16 protein-coding genes and 2 tRNA genes are annotated in these 19,010 nt (G+C 72.1%); 5 read left to right on the top strand and 13 right to left on the bottom strand.

All coding sequences use genetic code 11. From position 1 onward, the window contains the following. From ABD230_RS00950 to dinB, 4 genes are all read left to right on the top strand, one after another. Window positions 1–1,341, top strand: coding sequence for a M20/M25/M40 family metallo-hydrolase (locus ABD230_RS00950; protein ID WP_344368798.1), 1,341 nt, complete (start codon window positions 1–3; stop codon window positions 1,339–1,341). 64 nt (window positions 1,342–1,405) lie between these two features. Then, complete coding sequence (locus ABD230_RS00945; RefSeq protein WP_344368797.1) at window positions 1,406–2,851, top strand: MFS transporter; 1,446 nt, start codon at window positions 1,406–1,408, stop codon at window positions 2,849–2,851. A 50-nt stretch (window positions 2,852–2,901) separates the two neighbouring features. Next, window positions 2,902–3,474 (top strand): hypothetical protein, encoded by a 573-nt coding sequence (locus tag ABD230_RS00940; protein ID WP_344368795.1) that lies wholly within the window; start codon window positions 2,902–2,904, stop codon window positions 3,472–3,474. A gap of 98 nt (window positions 3,475–3,572) precedes the next feature. Next, a complete protein-coding gene (gene dinB / locus ABD230_RS00935; RefSeq protein ID WP_344370091.1) occupies window positions 3,573–4,769 on the top strand; it encodes a DNA polymerase IV in 1,197 nt (398 codons plus the stop codon). 103 nt (window positions 4,770–4,872) lie between these two features. Here dinB and ABD230_RS00930 read toward each other — a convergent pair. The 3 genes from ABD230_RS00930 to ABD230_RS00920 form a co-directional block, all read right to left on the bottom strand. Next, window positions 4,873–4,946: transfer RNA gene (locus tag ABD230_RS00930), tRNA-Ile, on the bottom strand. A gap of 10 nt (window positions 4,947–4,956) precedes the next feature. Then, window positions 4,957–6,198, bottom strand: a complete 1,242-nt coding sequence (locus ABD230_RS00925; protein ID WP_344368794.1) for a glycosyltransferase — start codon at window positions 6,196–6,198, stop codon at window positions 4,957–4,959. Between the two features lie 193 nt (window positions 6,199–6,391). Continuing rightward, window positions 6,392–7,309: a DMT family transporter gene (locus ABD230_RS00920; RefSeq protein WP_344368793.1), complete on the bottom strand. Its 918-nt coding sequence runs from the start codon at window positions 7,307–7,309 to the stop codon at window positions 6,392–6,394. Between the two features lie 40 nt (window positions 7,310–7,349). Here ABD230_RS00920 and def point away from each other — a divergent pair, with 40 nt between their 5' ends. Beyond that, entirely contained in the window at window positions 7,350–7,916 is a 567-nt protein-coding gene (gene def / locus ABD230_RS00915; protein WP_344368791.1) for a peptide deformylase, read from the top strand. A 46-nt stretch (window positions 7,917–7,962) separates the two neighbouring features. On the opposite strand, the gene ABD230_RS00910 is transcribed toward def, so the two are convergent. From ABD230_RS00910 to dnaG, 10 genes are all read right to left on the bottom strand, one after another. Beyond that, window positions 7,963–8,268: an AzlD domain-containing protein gene (locus tag ABD230_RS00910; RefSeq protein WP_344368790.1), complete on the bottom strand. Its 306-nt coding sequence runs from the start codon at window positions 8,266–8,268 to the stop codon at window positions 7,963–7,965. Continuing rightward, window positions 8,265–8,972 carry an AzlC family ABC transporter permease gene (locus tag ABD230_RS00905; protein ID WP_344368789.1) on the bottom strand — a complete coding sequence of 236 codons (708 nt, stop codon included), beginning with the start codon at window positions 8,970–8,972 and terminating at the stop codon, window positions 8,265–8,267. The genes ABD230_RS00910 and ABD230_RS00905 overlap by 4 nt, the downstream gene beginning before the upstream one ends. 111 nt (window positions 8,973–9,083) lie before the next feature. Beyond that, window positions 9,084–9,156, bottom strand: a tRNA-Asn gene (locus ABD230_RS00900). 72 nt (window positions 9,157–9,228) lie between these two features. Then, window positions 9,229–10,239, bottom strand: coding sequence for an NAD(P)-dependent oxidoreductase (locus tag ABD230_RS00895; RefSeq protein ID WP_344368788.1), 1,011 nt, complete (start codon window positions 10,237–10,239; stop codon window positions 9,229–9,231). Then, entirely contained in the window at window positions 10,236–11,102 is an 867-nt protein-coding gene (locus tag ABD230_RS00890) for an ATP-binding cassette domain-containing protein (protein ID WP_344368787.1), read from the bottom strand. Before ABD230_RS00890 ends, ABD230_RS00895 begins: the two co-directional genes overlap by 4 nt. Further along, window positions 11,099–12,793, bottom strand: coding sequence for a dipeptide ABC transporter ATP-binding protein (locus tag ABD230_RS00885; protein WP_344368786.1), 1,695 nt, complete (start codon window positions 12,791–12,793; stop codon window positions 11,099–11,101). Before ABD230_RS00885 ends, ABD230_RS00890 begins: the two co-directional genes overlap by 4 nt. Beyond that, the gene (locus tag ABD230_RS00880; protein ID WP_344368785.1) at window positions 12,790–13,866 is read right to left on the bottom strand and encodes an ABC transporter permease; all 1,077 of its coding nucleotides are present in this window, start codon (window positions 13,864–13,866) and stop codon (window positions 12,790–12,792) included. The genes ABD230_RS00885 and ABD230_RS00880 overlap by 4 nt, the downstream gene beginning before the upstream one ends. A gap of 1 nt (window position 13,867) precedes the next feature. Then, window positions 13,868–14,962: an ABC transporter permease gene (locus tag ABD230_RS00875; protein ID WP_344368784.1), complete on the bottom strand. Its 1,095-nt coding sequence runs from the start codon at window positions 14,960–14,962 to the stop codon at window positions 13,868–13,870. 97 nt (window positions 14,963–15,059) lie between these two features. Then, window positions 15,060–16,700: an ABC transporter substrate-binding protein gene (locus tag ABD230_RS00870; RefSeq protein ID WP_344368783.1), complete on the bottom strand. Its 1,641-nt coding sequence runs from the start codon at window positions 16,698–16,700 to the stop codon at window positions 15,060–15,062. Between the two features lie 281 nt (window positions 16,701–16,981). Then, a complete protein-coding gene (gene dnaG, locus ABD230_RS00865) occupies window positions 16,982–18,988 on the bottom strand; it encodes a DNA primase (protein WP_344368781.1) in 2,007 nt (668 codons plus the stop codon). Window positions 18,989–19,010: the final 22 nt, after the last annotated feature.

The following is a 19,010-nucleotide window of genomic DNA, read 5'->3' as shown; positions in this document are numbered from 1 at the left end:
ATGTCCCACTCCCCCGTGGTCCGACCCGGCGCTCCCGAACGCCTGTCCCGCATGATCCGGCTGCAGACCGTCTCCGCCGAGCTCGACCGACGCGGGACCGCCGACTTCGATCGCTTCGGCGACCTGCTCGCCGAGCTCTACCCGCTCGTCCACGAGCACCTCGCGTTCGAGCCGGTGACCGACCTGGGCCTGCTCTTCCACTGGCGCGGACGCGGCGACGGCGACCCGGTCGTGCTCATGGCGCACTTCGACGTCGTCCCGGCGCATGAGGAGGACGGGTGGACGTTCCCGCCGTTCGAGGGCCGTATCCACGACGGGTCGGTGTGGGGCCGCGGAACCCTCGACGACAAGGGCCCGCTCATCGTGCTGCTCGAGGCCGTCGAGAACCTGCTCGCCGAGGGCTTCGTGCCGGCGCGCGACGTGTACCTCTGGTTCGGCGGCAACGAGGAGTCGTACGGCGACGCCGCGATCACGGCGGCCCGGCTGCTCGAGGAGCGCGGCGTCATCCCCTGGCTCGTGCTCGACGAGGGCGGCGCGGTCGTCGATGCGCCCCTGCCGTTCCTGAAGGTGCCGGCGGCGATGGTCGGCGTCGGCGAGAAGGGCGTGATGACCATCCGGATCCGCGCGCGCGGCGACGGCGGTCACGCATCGGCGCCGCCTCGGCTCACGGCGGCCGCCCGCGTGGCCCGCGCGGTCGCGCGCCTGGACCCGAACCCGTTCCCCAAGCGGATGCCGCGATCGATGCGCGCCATGCTCGCGAGCTTCACGCCGCACGCGCGCGGCGGCGCACGCCTGCTGCTGCGCGTGCTCACCGCGTTCCCGTGGCTGACGGCGCGGGTGTTCGCCCGGCTCGGCGGGGAGCCCGCCGCGCTCGTGCACACGACGGTCGCACCGACCATGCTCGACGGCGGCAGCGCGGCGAACGTGCTCCCCGCGCGCGCGTCCGCCACGGTGAACCTGCGGGTGGCGATCGGCGAGGACGTCGACTCGGTCGTGCGGCGCCTGCGCCGCACGATCCGGGACCGCGACATCGAGATCGACGTCGTCGAGGGGTACGCGCCGTCGCCCGAGTCGCCGACCGACGGCCCGCAGTTCGCGGCGATCGTGGACGCGGTCGCCGCCTCCTACCCTGAGGCGACCACCGCGCCGTACCTCATGATGGCGGCGACCGACTCCCGGCACTTCCACCGGTACGCGCCGGCCGTGTACCGGTTCGCGCCGCTCGCGATGACCGCCGCGCAGCGCGCCTCGATCCACGGCGTCGACGAGCGGGTCACGATCGACAGCCTGGAGCGGGGTGAGCGGTTCCACCGGACGCTCATCCGTTCGTTGCCGGAATGAGACCTCCCGCGGACTAGGGTGAATCCACCCGAACCACCCCCGACCCACCCACCCGGAGGACCCGATGGCGCGCGCTGCGAGACTCGGACCCGTCGCCGCCATCGTCGGCTTCCTCGCCTTCGTCGAGTTCACGAGCGGCATCATCCAGGGCTACTACACGCCCCTGCTCACCGACATCGCCCGCCACCTCGGCGTGCACGACGCCGACGTCAACTGGCTCGAGGGCTCGCAGCTGATGCTCTCGGCACTCGTCGTGCCCGCGTTCGCGAAGCTCGGCGACATGGTCGGCCACAAGCGGATGCTGCTCTGGTCGACCGCGATCACGGCCGTCGCCTCGACCGCGCTCGCCTTCACCGACCAGTTCTGGGTGTTCCTCGTCGCGTGGGCGCTGCAGGGGTTCTACGTCGTCTGGCTGCCGCTGGAGATCGCGCTGGTCTGGTCGCGCAGCCGATCGGCCGACCGACCGGCCGCGATGACGCGCAAGGCCGCGGGCCTCCTCGTCGCGGCGCTCGAGACCGGCGCGATCGCCGGCGCGCTGTCTGCGGGCGCGCTCGCCGAGGCGCTCCCGATCCAGGCACTGCTGCTCGTTCCGGCCGTCGCCGTCGTCGCGTGCTTCTTCGTGATCCTCTTCGGCGTCCGCGAATCGCCCGACCTCGCCGGCGGCACGCTCGACACCGGCGGGCTCGTGCTCATCTCGCTCGCGCTGCTCGCGCTCACCGGCGGCCTGTCGTTCCTGCGGCTGAACGGCCCCGCCGACCTGCTCTCGTGGGCGCTCGTGGCACTCGGCCTGCTGCTGGTCGTGCCGTTCGTGCGCTACGAGCTGCGGCATCCGGACCCGCTCATCGACGTCCGCATGTTCCGCTCGCCGTCGCTGTGGCCGGTGTTCCTCACCGCGGGCCTCTTCGGCGTCAGCGTGCTCGGCGCGCAGGCGCCGCTGTCGACCTTCGCCAGGACGGATGCCGCGGAGGTCGGCTACGGCCTCGGCGCGACGAGCTTCCAGACCTCCCTCCTGATCGGGGCGTACGTGCTGTCGCTCGTCGTCGGGGCCATGCTCTTCCCGCTGGCGACGCGGTGGGTCACGCCGCGCATCGCGCTCATCGGCGCGAGCGCGATGGTCGCGATCGGCTACCTGCTGTTCCTGCCGTTCCACGACGCGTACCCGCAGGCGCTCACGAACATGGTCATCGCCGGCATCGGCTCCGGGGCCCTCGTCGCGGCGCTGCCGGCCGCCGCCGCCGCGGCCGCTCCGGCGCAGCAGACGGGCGTGGCGACGGGCCTCACGAACTCGGTGAAGACCGTCGGCGGGGCGATCGCGTCGTGCGTGTTCGGCATCGCGCTCCTCGGCGCCGCCGGCGAGGCCGCGACGGGAACGGCGGGTACCTTCGCCGGCTACGTCACGGTCTGGGTTGTCTGCGGCGCGACCGCGGCGGTCGCGGCCGTCGTGCTGGCGTTCGTGCCGAAGCTGGCGTTCTCGGACGCGCCGGAGGCGGAGGCCGCGGCGGTCCGGTGAGCCTGGGCGGTCCGCCCCTCACGAGCCCTCGGCTGCGGGACGGTCGACAGGTGCCGCCGCCGGAACTCGGCGACGCGCGCGGGTCGTTCGACCCGGCCCGCGAGCCGATCGAGCGCGATGCTGGCACCGTGACCGCGGATTCGCAGGAGATCGGGCAGCCGACGCCACGACGGCGTCGCGCCGCGAGCCCCGCCGCGCGGCGACTCGGCTCCGCGATCGGGGTCGTCGTCGGCATGCTCCTCCTGCTGTTCGTGAACGTCTGGCCGGGGTGGCAGGTCCTCCCCTTCCTCACCGCCGAGACCGTCGACGTGCTCCCGTGGATCAACGTCTCCCTCGCGACCGGTGTCGTCGTCAACCTGATCGAGTTCATCTTCGATCGCGCGTGGCTCAAGGCCCTCGGCGACTTCGTGACGACCAGCGTCGGCCTCGCGGTCACGATCCGGGTCTGGCAGGTCTACCCATTCGACTTCGGCGACTCGACCTTCCCGTGGGACATCGTCGTGCGCACGCTGCTCATGCTCGCGATCGTCGGTTCCGCGGTCGGCATCCTGGCGGCGGTGGTCGCGTTCGTACGCGCCCTCGTCCGCGGGCCGGATGCCACGACTCGGCCTCCCCGCGGCTAGCGCGTCCGCGCGCCCGGGAGGCGGTGGCGGGAACGGCGCATCCGGTGTCCGCGGTGCGTGCGACGATCCGCATGACGGACGATCGGCGGGAGGACGGGATGCGGGGCGAGGCGACCGTGCTGCACGCCGACCTCGACGCGTTCTACGCCTCGGTCGAGCAGCGTGACGCGCCCGAGCTGCGCGGGCGACCCGTCATCGTCGGCGGCGGCGTCGTGCTGGCGGCGAGCTACGAGGCGAAGGCCTTCGGGGTGCGGACCGCCATGGGCGGCCGCCAGGCGCGCGACCTCTGCCCCGGTGCCGTCGTCGTTCCGCCGCGGATGGAGGCCTACTCGACGGCCAGTCGTGCCGTGTTCGCGATCTTCCGCGACACGACGCCGTTCGTGGAGGGGCTCTCCATCGACGAGGCGTTCCTGGAGGTCGGCGGTCTCCGACGCATCGCGGGCACGCCCGAGCAGATCGCGATTCGACTGCGTGAGCGGGTCAGAGCGGAGGTCGGGCTGGCGATCTCAGTCGGGATCGCTCGGACCAAGTTCCTCGCGAAGGTCGCCAGCGCCGTCAGCAAGCCCGACGGGCTGCTGGTCGTCGAGCCCGAACGCGAGGCGGCCTTCCTCCTCCCCCTGCCGGTGGAACGGCTGTGGGGCGTCGGCGCGGTCACCGCCGAGAAGCTGCACCGGCTCGGCATCCGCACCGTCGGGCAGCTCGCCGAGCTCGAAGCCGCGAGCGCGGAGCAACTGCTCGGCAGAGCGGCCGGCGCGCACCTGCACGCGCTGGCCCGGCTCCGCGACCCGCGCCCGGTCGAGACCACCCGCCGCCGCGCCTCCATCGGTTCGCAACGGGCGCTCGGCAGTCGCCCGCGCTCCGCCGAGGAACTCGAACTCATCCTCACCCAGATCGTCGATCGACTCGCGCGCCGCCTCCGCGACGGCGCCCGGGTGTGCCGCACGGTCGTGCTGCGGCTCCGCTTCGGCGACTTCACGAGGGCCACCAGGTCGCACTCGATCCACCCCGCGACCGACCGCACCGCCGTGCTGCTGGCGGTCGCCCGAGAGCTGCTCGACGGCGCGCAGGGCGAGGTCGCCGAGCGCGGCATCACCCTGATCGGGGTCTCGCTGTCGCAGTTGGCGCGCGCCGACAGCCTGCACCCGGAGCTGCCGATCGACTGGGACGACGACGCGCACCTCGACACGGTGCTCGACGCGGTCCGAGATCGCTTCGGTGCGGCATCCGTCGCGCGCGCCGCGCACCTCGGTCGCGACCCGGGTTGGTCGCCGCCGATGCTGCCCGAGCACGAGTAGGCGCACTGCACCGCGTCCGCCGGTCATCGCGGCGGCGCGGTCGCACGCGACGCAGTCGTCGGCGGGCCTGCGGCCGGCCACAGATCGAATCAAGACCTCGGAGTAGGGCGGACGGGACTTGAACCCGTGACCGATGGATTATGAGTCCACTGCTCTAACCGGCTGAGCTACCGCCCCGCGAGCGACCTCAGTCCGGGACGATGACCGGGATCGACTCGGTGACCGGATCGGTCACGCGCTCACCACGATACAGACTCTCGAAGGTGTCGAGCGTGCGGGTGATGTCGTGCGCCTTGATGAGCTTGAGCGACTGCGACTTCATCGCGTTGTAGTCGTCGGGCGACGCCTCCAGCACCTGCCGCAGCTTCGCCGCCATGTCCTCCGCGCTGCCGGGCTCGAACAGGTAGCCGTTCTCGCCGTCGTGCACGAGGTGCGGCAGGGCCATCGCGTTCGCGGCCACGACGGGCAGCGCCGAGGCCATGGCCTCCATGGTCACGATGCTCTGCAGCTCGGCGATCGACGGCATCGCGAGCACCGACGCGCGGTGGTACGCCTCGCGGAGCTCCTCGTCGGTCACGTAGCCGGTGAAGGTCACGCGGTCGGCGATGCCGAGCTCGACGGCCATGTGCTCGAGGTTGCGCTTCTGGTCGCCGCCGCCGACGATCTCGACCTTCACGTCCAGCTCGGCCGGGAGCAGCGTCACGGCCTTGAGGAGCACGTCGATGTGCTTCTCGCCCGTCACGCGACCGACGAAGACGATGCGGTTCTCGGTGCGCGGCTCCCAGTTCGGCGAGTACTTGTGGGCGTCGATGCCGCACGAGATCGCGTGGACGTCGTGCAGGCCCGTGTACTTCTCGAGGAAGTCCGCGGCGCGGCGGGTGGGCGTCGTGACGGCCTCGGCGCGGCCGAACGTGCGGCGTGCCGCCTTCCAGGCGAGTCCGACGGACCAGTCCTGCCACGCCTTCGGGATGAGCGTGAACTCGAGCATGTTCTCGGGCATGAAGTGGTTCGTGCCGATGATGCGGATGCCGCGCTTCGCGGCCTCGATCGAGAGCCCGCGACCGACCACGATGTGGGACTGGAAGTGCACGACGTCGGGCTTCACGGCGTCGAGCACGCGGGCGCTGTTCTGCTTGATGCGCCACGGGAGCGCGAAGCGCAGCCAGTCGTGCGGGTACCAGCGCCAGCTCAGCAGGCGGTGCGCGGTGAGCTCCTGACCCTCATGCACCTCCTTCCACGTGCCGTGCTTGCGGCTCGCGGCGGGGGCCATGACGTGCACGTCGTGACCGCGCTCGACGAGGCCCGCGGCGAGGCGCTCGGCGAACCGGGCTGCGCCGTTGACGTCGGGAGCGAAGGTGTCGGCGCCGATCAGGATCCGGAGGGGTCGATCCTGGCCGGGTTCGGCGGGCACGCTCGATGAGTCGGACACGTGGTGCTGTACCTCGCTGTTCGTGGAACGGGGTGGGGCCGCGGCGGCGTCCGACGATGGTCGTGACGGGCCGCGCAGACTGGGTTCAACCGACCCTAGTCTACGAGAGCGGGCCGCGCAGCAGCGATCTCGCGCGCCTCTCGGTGCGCAGATGAGCGGCGAACGTGCCGTGCCGGCCGCGGCCGCGCGTGCGTCAGAGCCGCGTCTGCGGGTGGTTCTTCGCGAGCAGGAACACGCCCCAGATCGCGACGGCGCCGGTGATCACGAACGTGACGATCGCCCACGGCGGCGCCTGCGACGCCTCGTCGAGCACGACGATGCCGATGAGCACCGCCACCATCGGGTCCACGACCGTGAGGCCGGCGATCACGAGGTCGGGCGGGCCGCTGGCGTACGCGTTCTGCACGAAGTAGGCGCCGAGCGCGGTGGCGGCGAGCAGGGCGACGACGCAGAGCAGCGTGAGCCACTCGAAGTCGCCCTGGTCGACCCGCGCGAGCACGACCTTCGCGAGCGTGGCGACGAAGCCGTAGAGCACGCCGGCCATGAGCACGTAGAACACGGCGCGGATGCGCTGGCGGAAGAGCGCGAAGGTGATGGCGGCCGCGGTGAGCACCACCGCGAGGATGATCAGGATCGTGATCAGCTGCCGCGCCTGCACGGGCTTGTCGACGGCCGTGAACGCGGCGACCCCGACGAACACGAAGACGCCGCCCACGCACATGACGATCGCCATGACCGACCTGCGGTTCAGGCTCACGTGGTTGAGGCGGGAGTTGAGGATCGACGTGATCACGAGCGCCAGCGCGCCGAGCGGCTGCACGACGATGAGGGGCGCGAAATACAGGCTCGAGAGCTGGAACGCGATGGCCAGACCGAGCATGAGCGTGCCGAGCACCCACGACGGGCGCGCCAGCAGGAGCGCCAGCTGGCGGCCGCTGAGGCCCTTGCCGAGCGTGTCGGCGGTGTTCGCCTCGACCTTGACCACGCCGCGGTGCTGGAACTGGGCCCCGAGGGACAGGAAGACCGCTCCGACGAGCGCGAGCGGGATCCCGATGAACTGCGTCGGATCGAGCGGAATCAGCTCGGTGAGCTCGCTGAGGTCCGGATCCACCCCTCGACCCTACCGGCTCGTCCGTCGATATCCTTGGCGAATGGCCGTGCTCCCGATCCGAATCACGGGCGACCCCGTGCTCCACGCGCCGGCGTCGCCGGTCGAGTCCATCGACGACGAGATCCGGGCCCTGGTCCGCGACCTGTTCGAGACGATGGATGCCGCGCCCGGCGTCGGGCTCGCGGCCCCACAGGTCGGGGTGCCCCTCCGCGTCTTCACCTACGGCTGGATCGACGAGGACGACCGCGAGTGGCGCGGCGTCGCGATCAACCCGGAGCTGTGGATCTCGCCGCTCGAGCCCGGCATGCCCGACGAGGACGAGGAGTCCGAGGGATGCCTGTCGTTCCCGGGCGAGCGGTTCGCACTGCGTCGCGCGGAGCGTGCGATCCTGCGGGCCACGGACCTCGAGGGCGAGGCGTACGAGATCTCGGCGGAGGGATGGCTTGCGCGCATCTTCCAGCACGAGTACGACCACCTCGACGGCGTGCTCTACCTGGACCGGCTCGACGACCACGACCAGCGCATCGTGCAGAAGATCACGCGCAAGCGCGGCTGGGGGCGGCCCGGGTCGAGCTGGATGCCGGGCGTCGACGACCTCGAGGCCTGAGCCGCGGCATCCGTCGTCGAGTGCCGGAACCGGGCGGCCGGAGCGCTCAGCCGACGAACCGGATGCCGGCGGCCACCGCCGCCGCCACCCCGACGACCACGATGAACGGCGTGCGCACGGCGTAGAGGGCGGCCGCGACGACGAGCGCGGGCACGCGCGCGTCGACCGTCAGCGCCTGCCCGTCGCCGAGCGTCTGCACCGCGATCAGCGCCGCGAGCAGGGCGACCGTGAGCAGGTCCGCGATGCGGGCCGGACGCTCGCGCTCCAGGAAGCCGGCCGGCACGAGGTGACCGGAGAGCTTCAGGGCGAGCGTCGCCGTACTCGCGACGAGCACGACGTGCCACACCGTCATCGCGCGTCCTCCCGCCGGCGGAACAGGTCGAACCAGCCGACGACGACCGCGACCACCGCCGCGACGAGCACGGGCAGCCCGGGCGTCAGCGCCGGCGTCGCGACCGTCGCGACCACGGCGGCGAGCACCGCCACGGCGCCGGCCTGCAGTCGCTTCAGCCGCGGCCACAGCAGCCCGAGGAAGGCCGCCGCCGCGGCCGCGTCGAGGCCGTAGGCGCGGGTGTCGCCGAGCGCGTCGCCGATGAGCGCGCCGGCGAGCGTCGTCGCGTTCCAGCCGACGAAGATCGCGAGGCCCGTGACCCAGAAGCCCACCCGCGCACCGCGCTCGGTCGTCTGCGCCAGCGCCACCGCGGTGGACTCGTCGATCGTGAGCCACGCGGCCGCGACCCGGTGCGCGACGCCGCGCTCGCCGACCACCGGGCGCATGCGCATGCCGTAGACGACGTTCCGCACGCCGAGCAGCGCCGCCGCGGCGATCGCCGAGCCGCCGGCCGCGGCCCCGCCCGCGCCGAGGACGCCCACGAGCGCGAACTGCGATCCCCCGGTGAACATCACGAGGCTCAGGACGCACGTCTGCCAGACGTCGAGCCCCGACGCGACCGACAGCGCGCCGAACGAGATGCCGTAGGCGGCGGTCGCGAGCCCCACGGCGATCCCGTCCCGGCGCGCGCCGCGCACGGAGGCGTCGACGTCGGGGGTGCTCACTCCCCCAGTTGACCGGGACGCGCCGCGCGGCGCAAATCGGCCTCCGCCGGAGACCGGATCGGCCTCCGCCGGAGACGACGAAGGCCCGGTCGTGGACCGGGCCTTCTGCTGCTCCCCCACTTGGACTCGAACCAAGAACCTATCGGTTAACAGCCGATTGCTCTGCCAATTGAGCTATGGAGGATCGCGCGCTGCGCGCAGAGATACTCTAGCAAAGCGATCGCCGGACTCCCAATCCGAGACCGCCTCACGTCGGTCAGTATCCGGCCCCGAGATCGATGCGCCCGGCGAAGGCTCCGTGGCCGAGGAACGCCGCCGCGTTCTCCGCGATGCGGCGGGCGAACAGCGGCACCGTCATCGCCTCCGTGTCGGCGACGTGCGGCGTCACGAGGCAGTTCGACGCGCGCCACAGCGGATGCCCCGAGGGCAGCGGTTCCGGCTCCGTCACGTCGAGGCCGGCGCCCGCGAGCCGGCCGGAGGCGAGCGCCGCGACGAGGGCGTCGGTGTCGACGACCGCCCCGCGGGCGACGTTCACGAGGACGGCGCCGTCGGGCATCGCGGCGAACGCCGACGCGCCGAGGAGACCACGGGTCTCGGCCGTCAGCGCCGCCGCGACGACGACGACCTCGGCATCGGCCAGCGCCTCGTGGAGGCGGTCGAACGTCAGCGTCCGGGCGGCACCCGGCACCGGGGCATCAGCCCGTCGCACGACGGTCGCGCGCACGTCGAAGGGCGCCACGAGGCGCAGCAGTTCGACGGCGATGCCGCCGGCCCCGACGATCACGGCCCGGGCGCCGTAGAGGCTGCGGCCGCGCTCGTCGGCCTCCCAGCCCGTGGCCCGCACACGGCGCGGGAGTTCCCGCAGCACCGCGAGCGTCAGGGCGAGCGCATGCTCCGCGACCGGCTGGGCGTACGCGCCCTTCGCACTCGTCCAGGTGCGACCGTCGCCGCGGTGGCGGGCGAGCAGGCCCGAGAAGGCGTCGACGCCCGCCCACGGCAGCTGCACCCACGAGATGCCCGGGTGTGCGGCGAGGACGGCCTCGAGGTCGCCCTCCCCCGACGAGCTCGTCCACACGAGCCCCCGGGTCGCGGCCGACAGCGGCTGCACGTCGGCGCCCGCCGACCGCGCCGCCGCGACGAACGCCGGCTGCGCCTCGGGCTCGATCGCGACCGGCCCGGGCTCAGGCCGAGCACCCGTCCGGGCGGCAACCCCCGGCGCCCCGGCGACCGGCCGGTGCCGGCCGGTCGCGGACTCGCCCGTGCTCACCGAAGGCGGTCCGGTGCCGGGTCCTCGACACGGGCGTGCCCGTCGTCGATCGCACCCGCGAGGGCCTTCACGTACGGGTGCGACGGGTCGTCGAACACCTCGTCCATCGTGCCGATCGCCACGACCCGGCCCTGGTCGAGCACCGCGAGGCGGTCCGCCACCTGGCGCAGCACGGGCAGGTCGTGCGAGATGACGATCGCCGAGAACGTGTGACCGTCGCGCAGCTCGGTGAGCAGGTGCGACACCGCGTCGCGCACGGTGACGTCGATGCCCGCCGTCGGCTGGTCGGCGATGAGCAGCGACGGTCCGAGGACCAGCGCCCGCGCGAGCGCGACGCGCTGCCGCTGGCCGCCGCTCAGCTGGTACGGGAACTTCTCGAGCATCCCGAGCGGCAGCCGCACGGAGTCGAGCATCGTGGCGACCCGCGTCGCGAGCGCCGCCCGGTTGTACCGGTGGTCCCGCTCGAGGATCGGCTCGCCGATGATCTCCGCCACCGTGCGATCCGACGGCAACGTGGTGGAGGCGTCCTGCGCGAGGTAGCCGACGTGGAAGCGGAGCTCGTTGAGCTTCCGCTTCGAGATGCCCCGGAGCGGACGGTTCAGCACCGTGGCCTCGCCGCCCGTGATCACGGGCCGCACCTCGCCGCCGGCCGGCGACGGCTCGAACGCGGCCCCGGAGAGCACGCGGGCGAGCGTCGTCGTCCCGCTGCCGGCCGAGCCGATGATGCCGAGCACCTCGCCGGGCGCGACCCGGAAGTCGACGCCGTGGAGCGCGACGTGCGCCGCGCTCACGCTGCGGGCGGGGTACTCGACCGACAGGTCGCTGACGACGACCGGGTAGCCGTGCGCGGCCGGGCGACTCATCGCGCCGCCGCCTCGCGGATGCGGTGGAGCTCCTCGCGACGCTCGGCCTGCGCCACCGGGTCGGGCACGGGCAGCGAGGCGAGCAGCCGCTGAGTGTACGGATCCTTCGGCGCGCCGAGCACCTCGGCGCCGGTGCCCTCCTCGACGAGCCGACCGCGGTACAGCACCGCGATCCGGTCGGCGAGCAGGTCGACGACGGCGAGGTCGTGGCTGATGAACAGCGAGGCGAAGCCGAATTCGCGCTGCAGCTCGGAGAAGAGCTCGAGCACGCGGGCCTGCACCGACACGTCGAGCGCTGAGGTGGGCTCGTCGGCGATGAGCAGCTCGGGCTCGAGCGCGATCGCGCGAGCGAGGCTCGCACGCTGCCGCTGTCCGCCCGACAGCTCGTGCGGGTACCGATCGCCGTACGCGGCCGGCAGCTGCACGGCCTCGAGCAACTCGTTCACGCGTGGCCGCGCGTCGCGCGCGTCGACCGCGCGGTCGTGGATGACGAGCGGTTCGGCGACGCACTCCGCGATCGTGAGCAGTGGGTTGAAGCTCGAGGCCGGGTCCTGGAACACGAACCCGATCCGGCTGCGCGAGGGGCGGAACTGCCGCTCGCGGATGCCGAGCATCTCGTGGCCGAGCACGCGGAGCGACCCGCCCGTCACCCGGGTCAGCCCGGCGATCGCCCGGCCGATCGTGGTCTTGCCGGAGCCCGACTCGCCGACCAGCCCGAGCACCTCGCCCGGGCGGATGACGAGGTCGACCCCGTCGACCGCGCGGAAGCCGGCTCGCCCGAGACGCCCCGGGTACTCGATCTCGAGCCCGCGAGCCTCGACCACCGGCTGCTGCTCGAGCCAGTCGGCCGGGCGCGCGGCGGCCCGCTCGACGGCCCGGGCCGCACCGTGCCCGACGTAGGGCACGGCCGAAAGCAGCGACTTCGTGTACTCGGCCTTGGGGTCGGCGAACAGCTCGCGGGCGTCGGCCTCCTCGACGACGCGGCCGCGGTACATCACCGCGACCCGGTCGGCGAGGTCGGCCACGACGCCCATGTTGTGGGTGATCAGCACGATCGCCGTGCCGAACTCGTCGCGGACGCGGCGCAGCAGGTCGAGGATCTCGGCCTGCACCGTGACGTCCAGCGCGGTGGTCGGCTCGTCGGCGACGATCAGCCCGGGCTCGAGCACGAGCGCCATCGCGATGACGATGCGCTGCTTCTGGCCGCCCGAGAACTGGTGCGGGTAGTGGTCGATGCGGTCCTCGGGGTCGGGGATCCCGACGCGGCCGAGGATGTCGATCGCCCGCTTCCGCGCCTCCGCCTTCGTGACCTTCCCGTGGGCGCGGAGGCCCTCCATGATCTGCCAGCCGACGGTGTAGACGGGGTTCAGCGCGGTCGACGGCTCCTGGAAGACCATCGCCACGTCGGTGCCGCGGACGCCGCGGAGCTCCGCCCCGCTCAGCGACATGACATCCTGTTCGTCGGTGCCCTCGCGGTTGGAGAGCACGACGGCGCCGGACGTCGTCGCCGTCTCGGGGAGGAGGCCGAGGATCGTCTTCGCGGTCACCGTCTTGCCCGACCCGGACTCGCCGACGATCGCGAGCACCTCGCCGCGCTCGACGGAGAGGCTCACGTCGTCGACCGCCTTGACGGCGCCCGCGTCCGTCGAGAACGAGACGCCCAGGCCCTGGATGTCGACCACCGTGCTCATTGCCTGACCTCGATCCCGTGCTCGTCGAATGTCTCCCCGTCCTCGAGGCCGTCGAGGCCGCCGGGGCCCGCGTCGAGGGTGCCGCCCGGCACGACCGAGGTCTCGGCGACCTCGCCCGCCGCCTGTGCGACCCGGCGTCGTCCGCGCAGGCGCGGGTCGGCCAGGTCGTTCAGGCTCTCGCCGACGAGCGTGATGCCGAGCACCGTGATCACGATCGCGAGGCCCGGGAAGAGCGCCGTCCACCAGATCCCGCTGGTCACGTCGGAGAGCGCCTTGTTCAGGTCGTAGCCCCACTCGGCCGCCGCGGTCGGCTCGATGCCGAACCCGAGGAAGCCCAGGCCGGCCAGGGTGAGGATCGCCTCGGACGAGTTGAGCGTGAACAGCAGCGGAAGCGTCCGCGTGGCGTTCCGGAGGATGTGCCGGAAGATGATGCGCGGATTCGAGGCGCCGAGCACCTTCGCCGACTCCACGAACGCCTCCGCCTTCATCCGCACGGTCTCGGCGCGGATCACGCGGAAGTACTGCGGGATGTAGACGACCGTGATCGAGATCGCGGCGGCGAGGATGCCGCCCCAGAGGTTCGACTGGCCGCCCGAGATGACGATCGCCATCACGATCGCGAGCAGCAGCGACGGGAACGCGTAGATGGCGTCGCAGATGACGACGAGCACCCGGTCGAGCCATCCCCCGAGGTAGCCGGACACGAGGCCGAGGAACACGCCGGCGAAGATCGACAGGGCGACGGCGACGATGATCACGAGGATCGCCGTCTGGGTGCCCCAGATCACGCGCGAGAGCACGTCGTACCCTCCGACGGTCGTGCCGAGCAGGTGCTCGGGCGACGGCGGCTGCTGCGCGCCGAACAGCCCGTCCGGGCCGCGGAGCTGGTTGTAGCCGTACGGGGCGAGGAGGGGCGCGAAGATGGCCGTGAGCACGAACACGGTCGTGATCACGAGGCCCGTCACGAGCATGCCGCGCTGGAGGCCCACGCTCTGGCGGAGCTGGTGCACGACCGGGATGCGATCGCGCCAGCGGTGGCCGGCGCTGGGGGCGGCGGTTGCGGTGCCGGTCATGTCAGTACCTCACCCTCGGGTCGATGAGCGCCGCGATGACGTCGACGATGAAGTTGGTCAGCGCCACGATCACGGCGAGCAGGGCGACGATGCCCTGCACGGCGATGAAATCGCGTGCCTGGAGGTACTCGGCGAGCTGGAAGCCGAGTCCCTTCCACTCGAACGTGGTCTCGGTCAGCACCGCGCCACCGAGCAGCAGCGCGATCTGCAGGCCGATGACGGTGATGATCGGGATGAGGGCCGGGCGGTACGCGTGCCGGCGGACGAGCCGGTACTCGCTGACGCCGCGGGAGCGCGCCGCGTCGACGTAGTCCGTCGCGAGCGTGCCGATGACGTTGGTGCGCACCAGTCGGAGGAAGACGCCCGCGGTGAGCAGCCCGAGCGCGATGGCCGGCAGCACGGCGTGCGCGAGCACGTCGCCGAGCACCGCGGGGTTCCCGGTGCGGATCGCGTCGATCGTGTAGAGGCCGGAGGGGTCGGGCAGCAACTGCATCTGCAGCTCGGCGCGCGTCGAGGCGCGCCCCGCGACGGGAAGCCAGCCGAGCCAGACCGAGAAGATCAGCTTCAGCAGCATGCCGGCGAAGAAGACGGGGGTCGCGTAGCAGAGGATCGCGAACACGCGCAGCGCTGCGTCCTGCCCGCGGTCGCGGAAGTAGGCCGCCACCATGCCGAGCGGGATGCCGACGATGAAGGCGACGATGAGCGAGTAGAACACCAGCTCGAGCGTCGCGCTGCCGTACGTGAGCAGGACCTGCACGACGGGGCGGTTGTCGCTGATCGTCGTGCCGAAGTCGCCGGTGAAGATCTGGCCGACGTACTCGAAGTACTGCACGATGATCGGCCGGTCGTAGCCCGCCTCGTGGATGCGCTCCTGCAGCTGCGCCGCCGTGAGCCGGTCGCCGAGTGCGGCCGTGATCGGGTCGCCCGTCGCACGCATCGCGACGAAGACGAGCGTCACGAGGATGAAGACGGTCGGGATGATGAGCAGGGCGCGGACCAGGATGTACCGCCCGAGACCACCCCCCGCCGATCGTGGGACGCGCCGGGTGGGCGCGGTGCCGCCGGAAGCCGGCGGCGCGGTCACCGTTGAAGCCATGTTCGCCATTCTGGACTCGAAGGCGGGCGGCCCGCTCCGTGGAGAAGCGGGCCGCCCGTTCCTGTTTCGTGTAGGAGACTCTAGCGTCTCGTCCGCGTCAGCCCTTCGAGAGGGCGCCGTAGCGGAACTTGAACGACGCGTCGAGCGTGTCCTCGGTGCCGGAGACGTCCGCACCCACGACCGCGACCTGCGCACCCTGCAGGTACGGCACGGTCGACAGGTCGGCGGCGACCTTCTCCTGGATCTCCTCGATGAGCGCGGTGCGCGCGTCCGCGTCCTGGGTCACCGACTGCTCGAGGATGAGGTCGTCGACCTCGGGGTTCGAGTAGTGGTTGCCGAGGAAGTTGACGTCCGTCAGGAAGAACGGGCTCAGGTAGTTGTCGGCGTCGGAGTAGTCCGGGAACCAGCCGAGCTGGTACTCCGGGTAGACGTCGGACGTGCGGTCCTTCGAGTACTGCACCCACTCGGTGGTCTGCAGGTTCACGGTGAAGAGGCCGGTCGCCTCGAGCTGGTCCTTGATCAGCGCGTACTCGTCGCCCGAGGACGGACCGTAGTGGTCGTTCGAGTACTGCAGGTTCAGCTCGACGGGGGTCTCGACGCCCGCGTCCTCGAGGGTCTGCGCCGCCTTGTCGGCGTCGGGGCCGCCCGAGCCGTCGCCGTACATGTCCTGCAGCGGCTTGATCGCGCCCGTCAGGCCGTCCGGCACGTAGGAGTACAGCGGCGTGTAGGTGCCCTTGTAGACCTGGTCGGCGATCTCCTCGCGGTCGAGGAGGTCGGCGACGGCCTGGCGGACGGCGAGGGCCTTGGCCTCGTCGGCCTCGGGCGTCTCGGCGCCGTAGGGCTGCGTGTTGAAGTTGAACACGATGTAGCGGATCTCGCCGCCGGGGCCCTCGACGACCTTGACGGCGTCGTTCCCTCGGAGGTCGTCGATGTCCGTCGCCGAGAGGCTGCGGAACGCGACGTCGATGTTGCCCTCCTGGACGTCGAGCTTCATGTTCGACGCGTCGGCGTAGTACTTGACGTTGACCGTCTCGGTGTCGGGTGCGCCGAGGAGACCCTCGTAGTCCGGGTTCGACTTGTACGCCACGAGGTTGTTGAAGTCGTAGCTCGTGATCACGTACTGGCCGGCGAAGGCGTTGCCGTCGACGATGTCCTCGTCGGCGGTGAGCTCGTCGGCGGAGAACACGTCCTCGTCCACGATGGGGCCGGCCGGGCTCGAGAGGATCTGCGGGAAGATCTGGTCGTTCTCGCTCTTGAGGTTGAACACGACGGTCGTGTCGTCGGGCGCGTCGACCGAGTCGAGGTTGTAGAGCAGCGCCGAGGGGCCGTTCTCGTCGGCGATCGCGAGCTGGCGGTCGAACGAGAACTTCACGTCCGAGCTCGTCAGGTCGTTGCCGTTGGCGAACGTCAGGCCCGACTTCAGCGTGACGGTGTACTCGGTCGGCGAGGTGAACTCGGCCGACTCGGCGATGTCGGGCTCGACGTCGGAGGTGCCGTACGGCGAGTTCATCAGGAACGGGAACACCTGGTTCATGACCGCGAAGGAGCCGTTGTCGTACGAGCCCGCGGGGTCGAGCGTCGTGATCTTGTCGGTGGTGCCGATGGTCAGCGTGCCACCGCCCGACGAGCTCTCCTCGTCGGCGCCGCCGGCCGAGCAGCCCGCGAGCGCGAGCGTCGCGGCGGACAAGCCCGCAGCGAGCGCGAGGACGCGCCGGCGGTTCGTGGATGCGGATGCCATATCCGTCTACCTCTTCCTGTCGAGTGGGACCGCGCACGCGGGTTCACCGCCGCGCGATCGCGTATCTCCCAGAGCTAGCACACGGGGCTGATCGCGAGGGTGTGCTGGGGAGCTCCCGGGGCCTGAATGTGATCGATCTGCAACCTTGCCCCCCTCGGGGAGCGCACACGATGAGCAGTCCTCGCATCCGACGATCGTCGATCCGCACGCGGTGGCGCCCGCGGGAGCCGGTCGCCCCGAGCACGCCGGGAGCGGTCGGCGCCCACCGTCGGGCCGCCCGGTCAGTCGCCGCGCAGCGCCCGCCGTTCGCCCTCGATCTCGACGAGGGCGCGCTGGATCATGGCGTAGGTCGCGGTGTCCGCGCGATCGGTCCGCTGGAGCCGTCCGAGCAGCTCCTGCTTCTGGCGGAGCAGCTCGCGGTCCACGAGCGAGCCGACCACGCCGCGGGCCCAGCCCTCGAGTTCCGCGCCGCTGCGCTGCGGCACGGGCAAGACGGCGAGCTGCTGCACGATGGAGGCGAACGGCGGCGGCACCTCGGCGACGACGCGGTCGACCGTGATCGTGCGGGTCGCGACCGGCGCACCGGTCGTGGAGGTCGAGACGGATGCCGCGGCCAGCACCGACGCGACGCCGTCGCGCACCACCGCGAGCGTGCCGTTGCCGAACCGGCAGTCCACGCCGTGGCGGAGCAGCTCCTCGCCCACGAGCTCGGGGTACTGGAGCATCGCCTGGAGCGCGTCGCGCTCGAGCCGGGTCGCCGGATCCGCCGGCAGCTGGGCGATCGAGAACGGACGGTCCTCGGTCGCCACGGCGATCGCAGGGTCGAATCCGCCGTCCTCCGGTCCGCGGGCGGGAGCGCCGCCGGGCCCCGGCGGCCAGGCGGGGCCGGAGCCACCGGCCCGCGGCTCGTCGCGACCGCCCGCCCCACCGCCCGATCGGCGCTCGTCGCCACCACCAGCTCCGTTCCGGGCCCGCGACCCGGCGGCGCGCACCGCGCGGGTCACCTCGTCGAGCTCCATGCCGAGCATGCGGGCGAGCTCGCGCGTGTAGCCAGGTCGCAGCGAGGCGTCGCGGATCTCCGCGACCACGGGGGCGGCGGCCCGGAGCGCCGCGACCCTGCCCTCGACCGTCTCGAGGTCGAAGCGAGCGAGCGTGTGGCGGATGACGAACTCGAACATGGGCGTGCGGGTGTCCACGAGCGAGCGCACGGCCGCGTCGCCGCGCGCGAGCCGGAGATCGCACGGGTCGAGGCCGTCCGGGGCGACGGCGACGAAGGTCTGTGCGGCGAACCTGCGCTCCTCGGCGAAGGCGCGCATCGCCGCCTTCTGCCCGGCGGCGTCGCCGTCGAACGTGAAGACGACCTCGCCGTCGGCCGAGTCGTCGCCGAGCACGCGGCGCAGCACCTTGATGTGGTCGACGCCGAACGCCGTGCCGCACGTCGCGATCGCGGTGGTCACGCCGGCGAGGTGGCAGGCCATGACGTCGGTGTACCCCTCGACCACGACGACGCGGTGGGTCTTCGAGATCTCGCGCTTGGCGAGGTCGAGCCCGTACAGCACCTGCGCCTTGTGGTAGACCGCGGTCTCGGGCGTGTTGAGGTACTTCGGCCCGGGGTCGTCCTCGAGCAGCTTGCGGGCGCCGAAGCCGACGGTCTGCCCGGTCACGTCTCGGATCGGCCAGATCAGCCGGCCGCGGAAGCGGTCGTAGACGCCCCGGTCGCCCTGCGACACGAGGCCCGACGCCGCGAGCTCCTCGGTCGTGAAGCCCTTGCCGCGCAGGTGGCGCGTGAGCGACTCCCAGCTCTTGGGTGCGAAGCCGACCCCGAAGTGCCGGGCGGCCTCGGCGTCGAAGCCGCGCTCGCCGAGAAACCGCCGGCCGACCTCCGCCTCGGGCGTGGTGAGCTGCTCGACGAACCACTCCTCGGCGGCGCTGTTGGCCGCGAGCAGCCGGGCGCGGTTGCCCGGGCCCTCGTGCTGGCCGCCGTCCTCGTAGTGCAGCTCGAAGCCGATCCGCCCGGCGAGCCGCTCGACGGCCTCGGTGAAGGTCACGTGGTCCATGCGCTGCAGGAACGTGTAGACGTCGCCCGACTCCCCGCAGCCGAAGCAGTGGTAGAACCCGAGCTGCGGGCGCACGTGGAAGCTCGGGCTGCGCTCGTCGTGGAACGGGCAGAGGCCCTTCATCGAGCCGACGCCGGCCGACTTCAGCGAGACGTGCTCGCCGACGATGTCGGCGATGTTCGTGCGGGCCTTGACCTCCTCGACATCGCTCTGTCGAATGCGGCCCGCCATGTCGTCAATCCTATTCCGCGGA

It is taken from the genome of Agromyces tropicus, from assembly GCF_039531345.1.
GTDB classification, from domain to species: Bacteria; Actinomycetota; Actinomycetes; order Actinomycetales; family Microbacteriaceae; genus Agromyces; species Agromyces tropicus.
This window is presented reverse-complemented; position numbering and strand designations above follow the sequence as displayed.

Excerpts from the sequence above, each read along its gene's own strand:
- ABD230_RS00950 (WP_344368798.1), top strand. The coding sequence starts at position 1 with ATGTCCCACTCCCCCGTGGTCCGACCCGGCGCTCCCGAACGCCTGTCC.
- ABD230_RS00945 (WP_344368797.1), top strand. The coding sequence starts at position 1,406 with ATGGCGCGCGCTGCGAGACTCGGACCCGTCGCCGCCATCGTCGGCTTC.
- dinB (WP_344370091.1), top strand. The coding sequence starts at position 3,573 with ATGCGGGGCGAGGCGACCGTGCTGCACGCCGACCTCGACGCGTTCTAC.
- def (WP_344368791.1), top strand. The coding sequence starts at position 7,350 with ATGGCCGTGCTCCCGATCCGAATCACGGGCGACCCCGTGCTCCACGCG.
- ABD230_RS00910 (WP_344368790.1), bottom strand. The coding sequence starts at position 8,268 with ATGACGGTGTGGCACGTCGTGCTCGTCGCGAGTACGGCGACGCTCGCC.
- ABD230_RS00890 (WP_344368787.1), bottom strand. The coding sequence starts at position 11,102 with ATGAGTCGCCCGGCCGCGCACGGCTACCCGGTCGTCGTCAGCGACCTG.
- ABD230_RS00885 (WP_344368786.1), bottom strand. The coding sequence starts at position 12,793 with ATGAGCACGGTGGTCGACATCCAGGGCCTGGGCGTCTCGTTCTCGACG.
- ABD230_RS00880 (WP_344368785.1), bottom strand. The coding sequence starts at position 13,866 with ATGACCGGCACCGCAACCGCCGCCCCCAGCGCCGGCCACCGCTGGCGC.
- ABD230_RS00875 (WP_344368784.1), bottom strand. The coding sequence starts at position 14,962 with ATGGCTTCAACGGTGACCGCGCCGCCGGCTTCCGGCGGCACCGCGCCC.
- ABD230_RS00870 (WP_344368783.1), bottom strand. The coding sequence starts at position 16,700 with ATGGCATCCGCATCCACGAACCGCCGGCGCGTCCTCGCGCTCGCTGCG.
- dnaG (WP_344368781.1), bottom strand. The coding sequence starts at position 18,988 with ATGGCGGGCCGCATTCGACAGAGCGATGTCGAGGAGGTCAAGGCCCGC.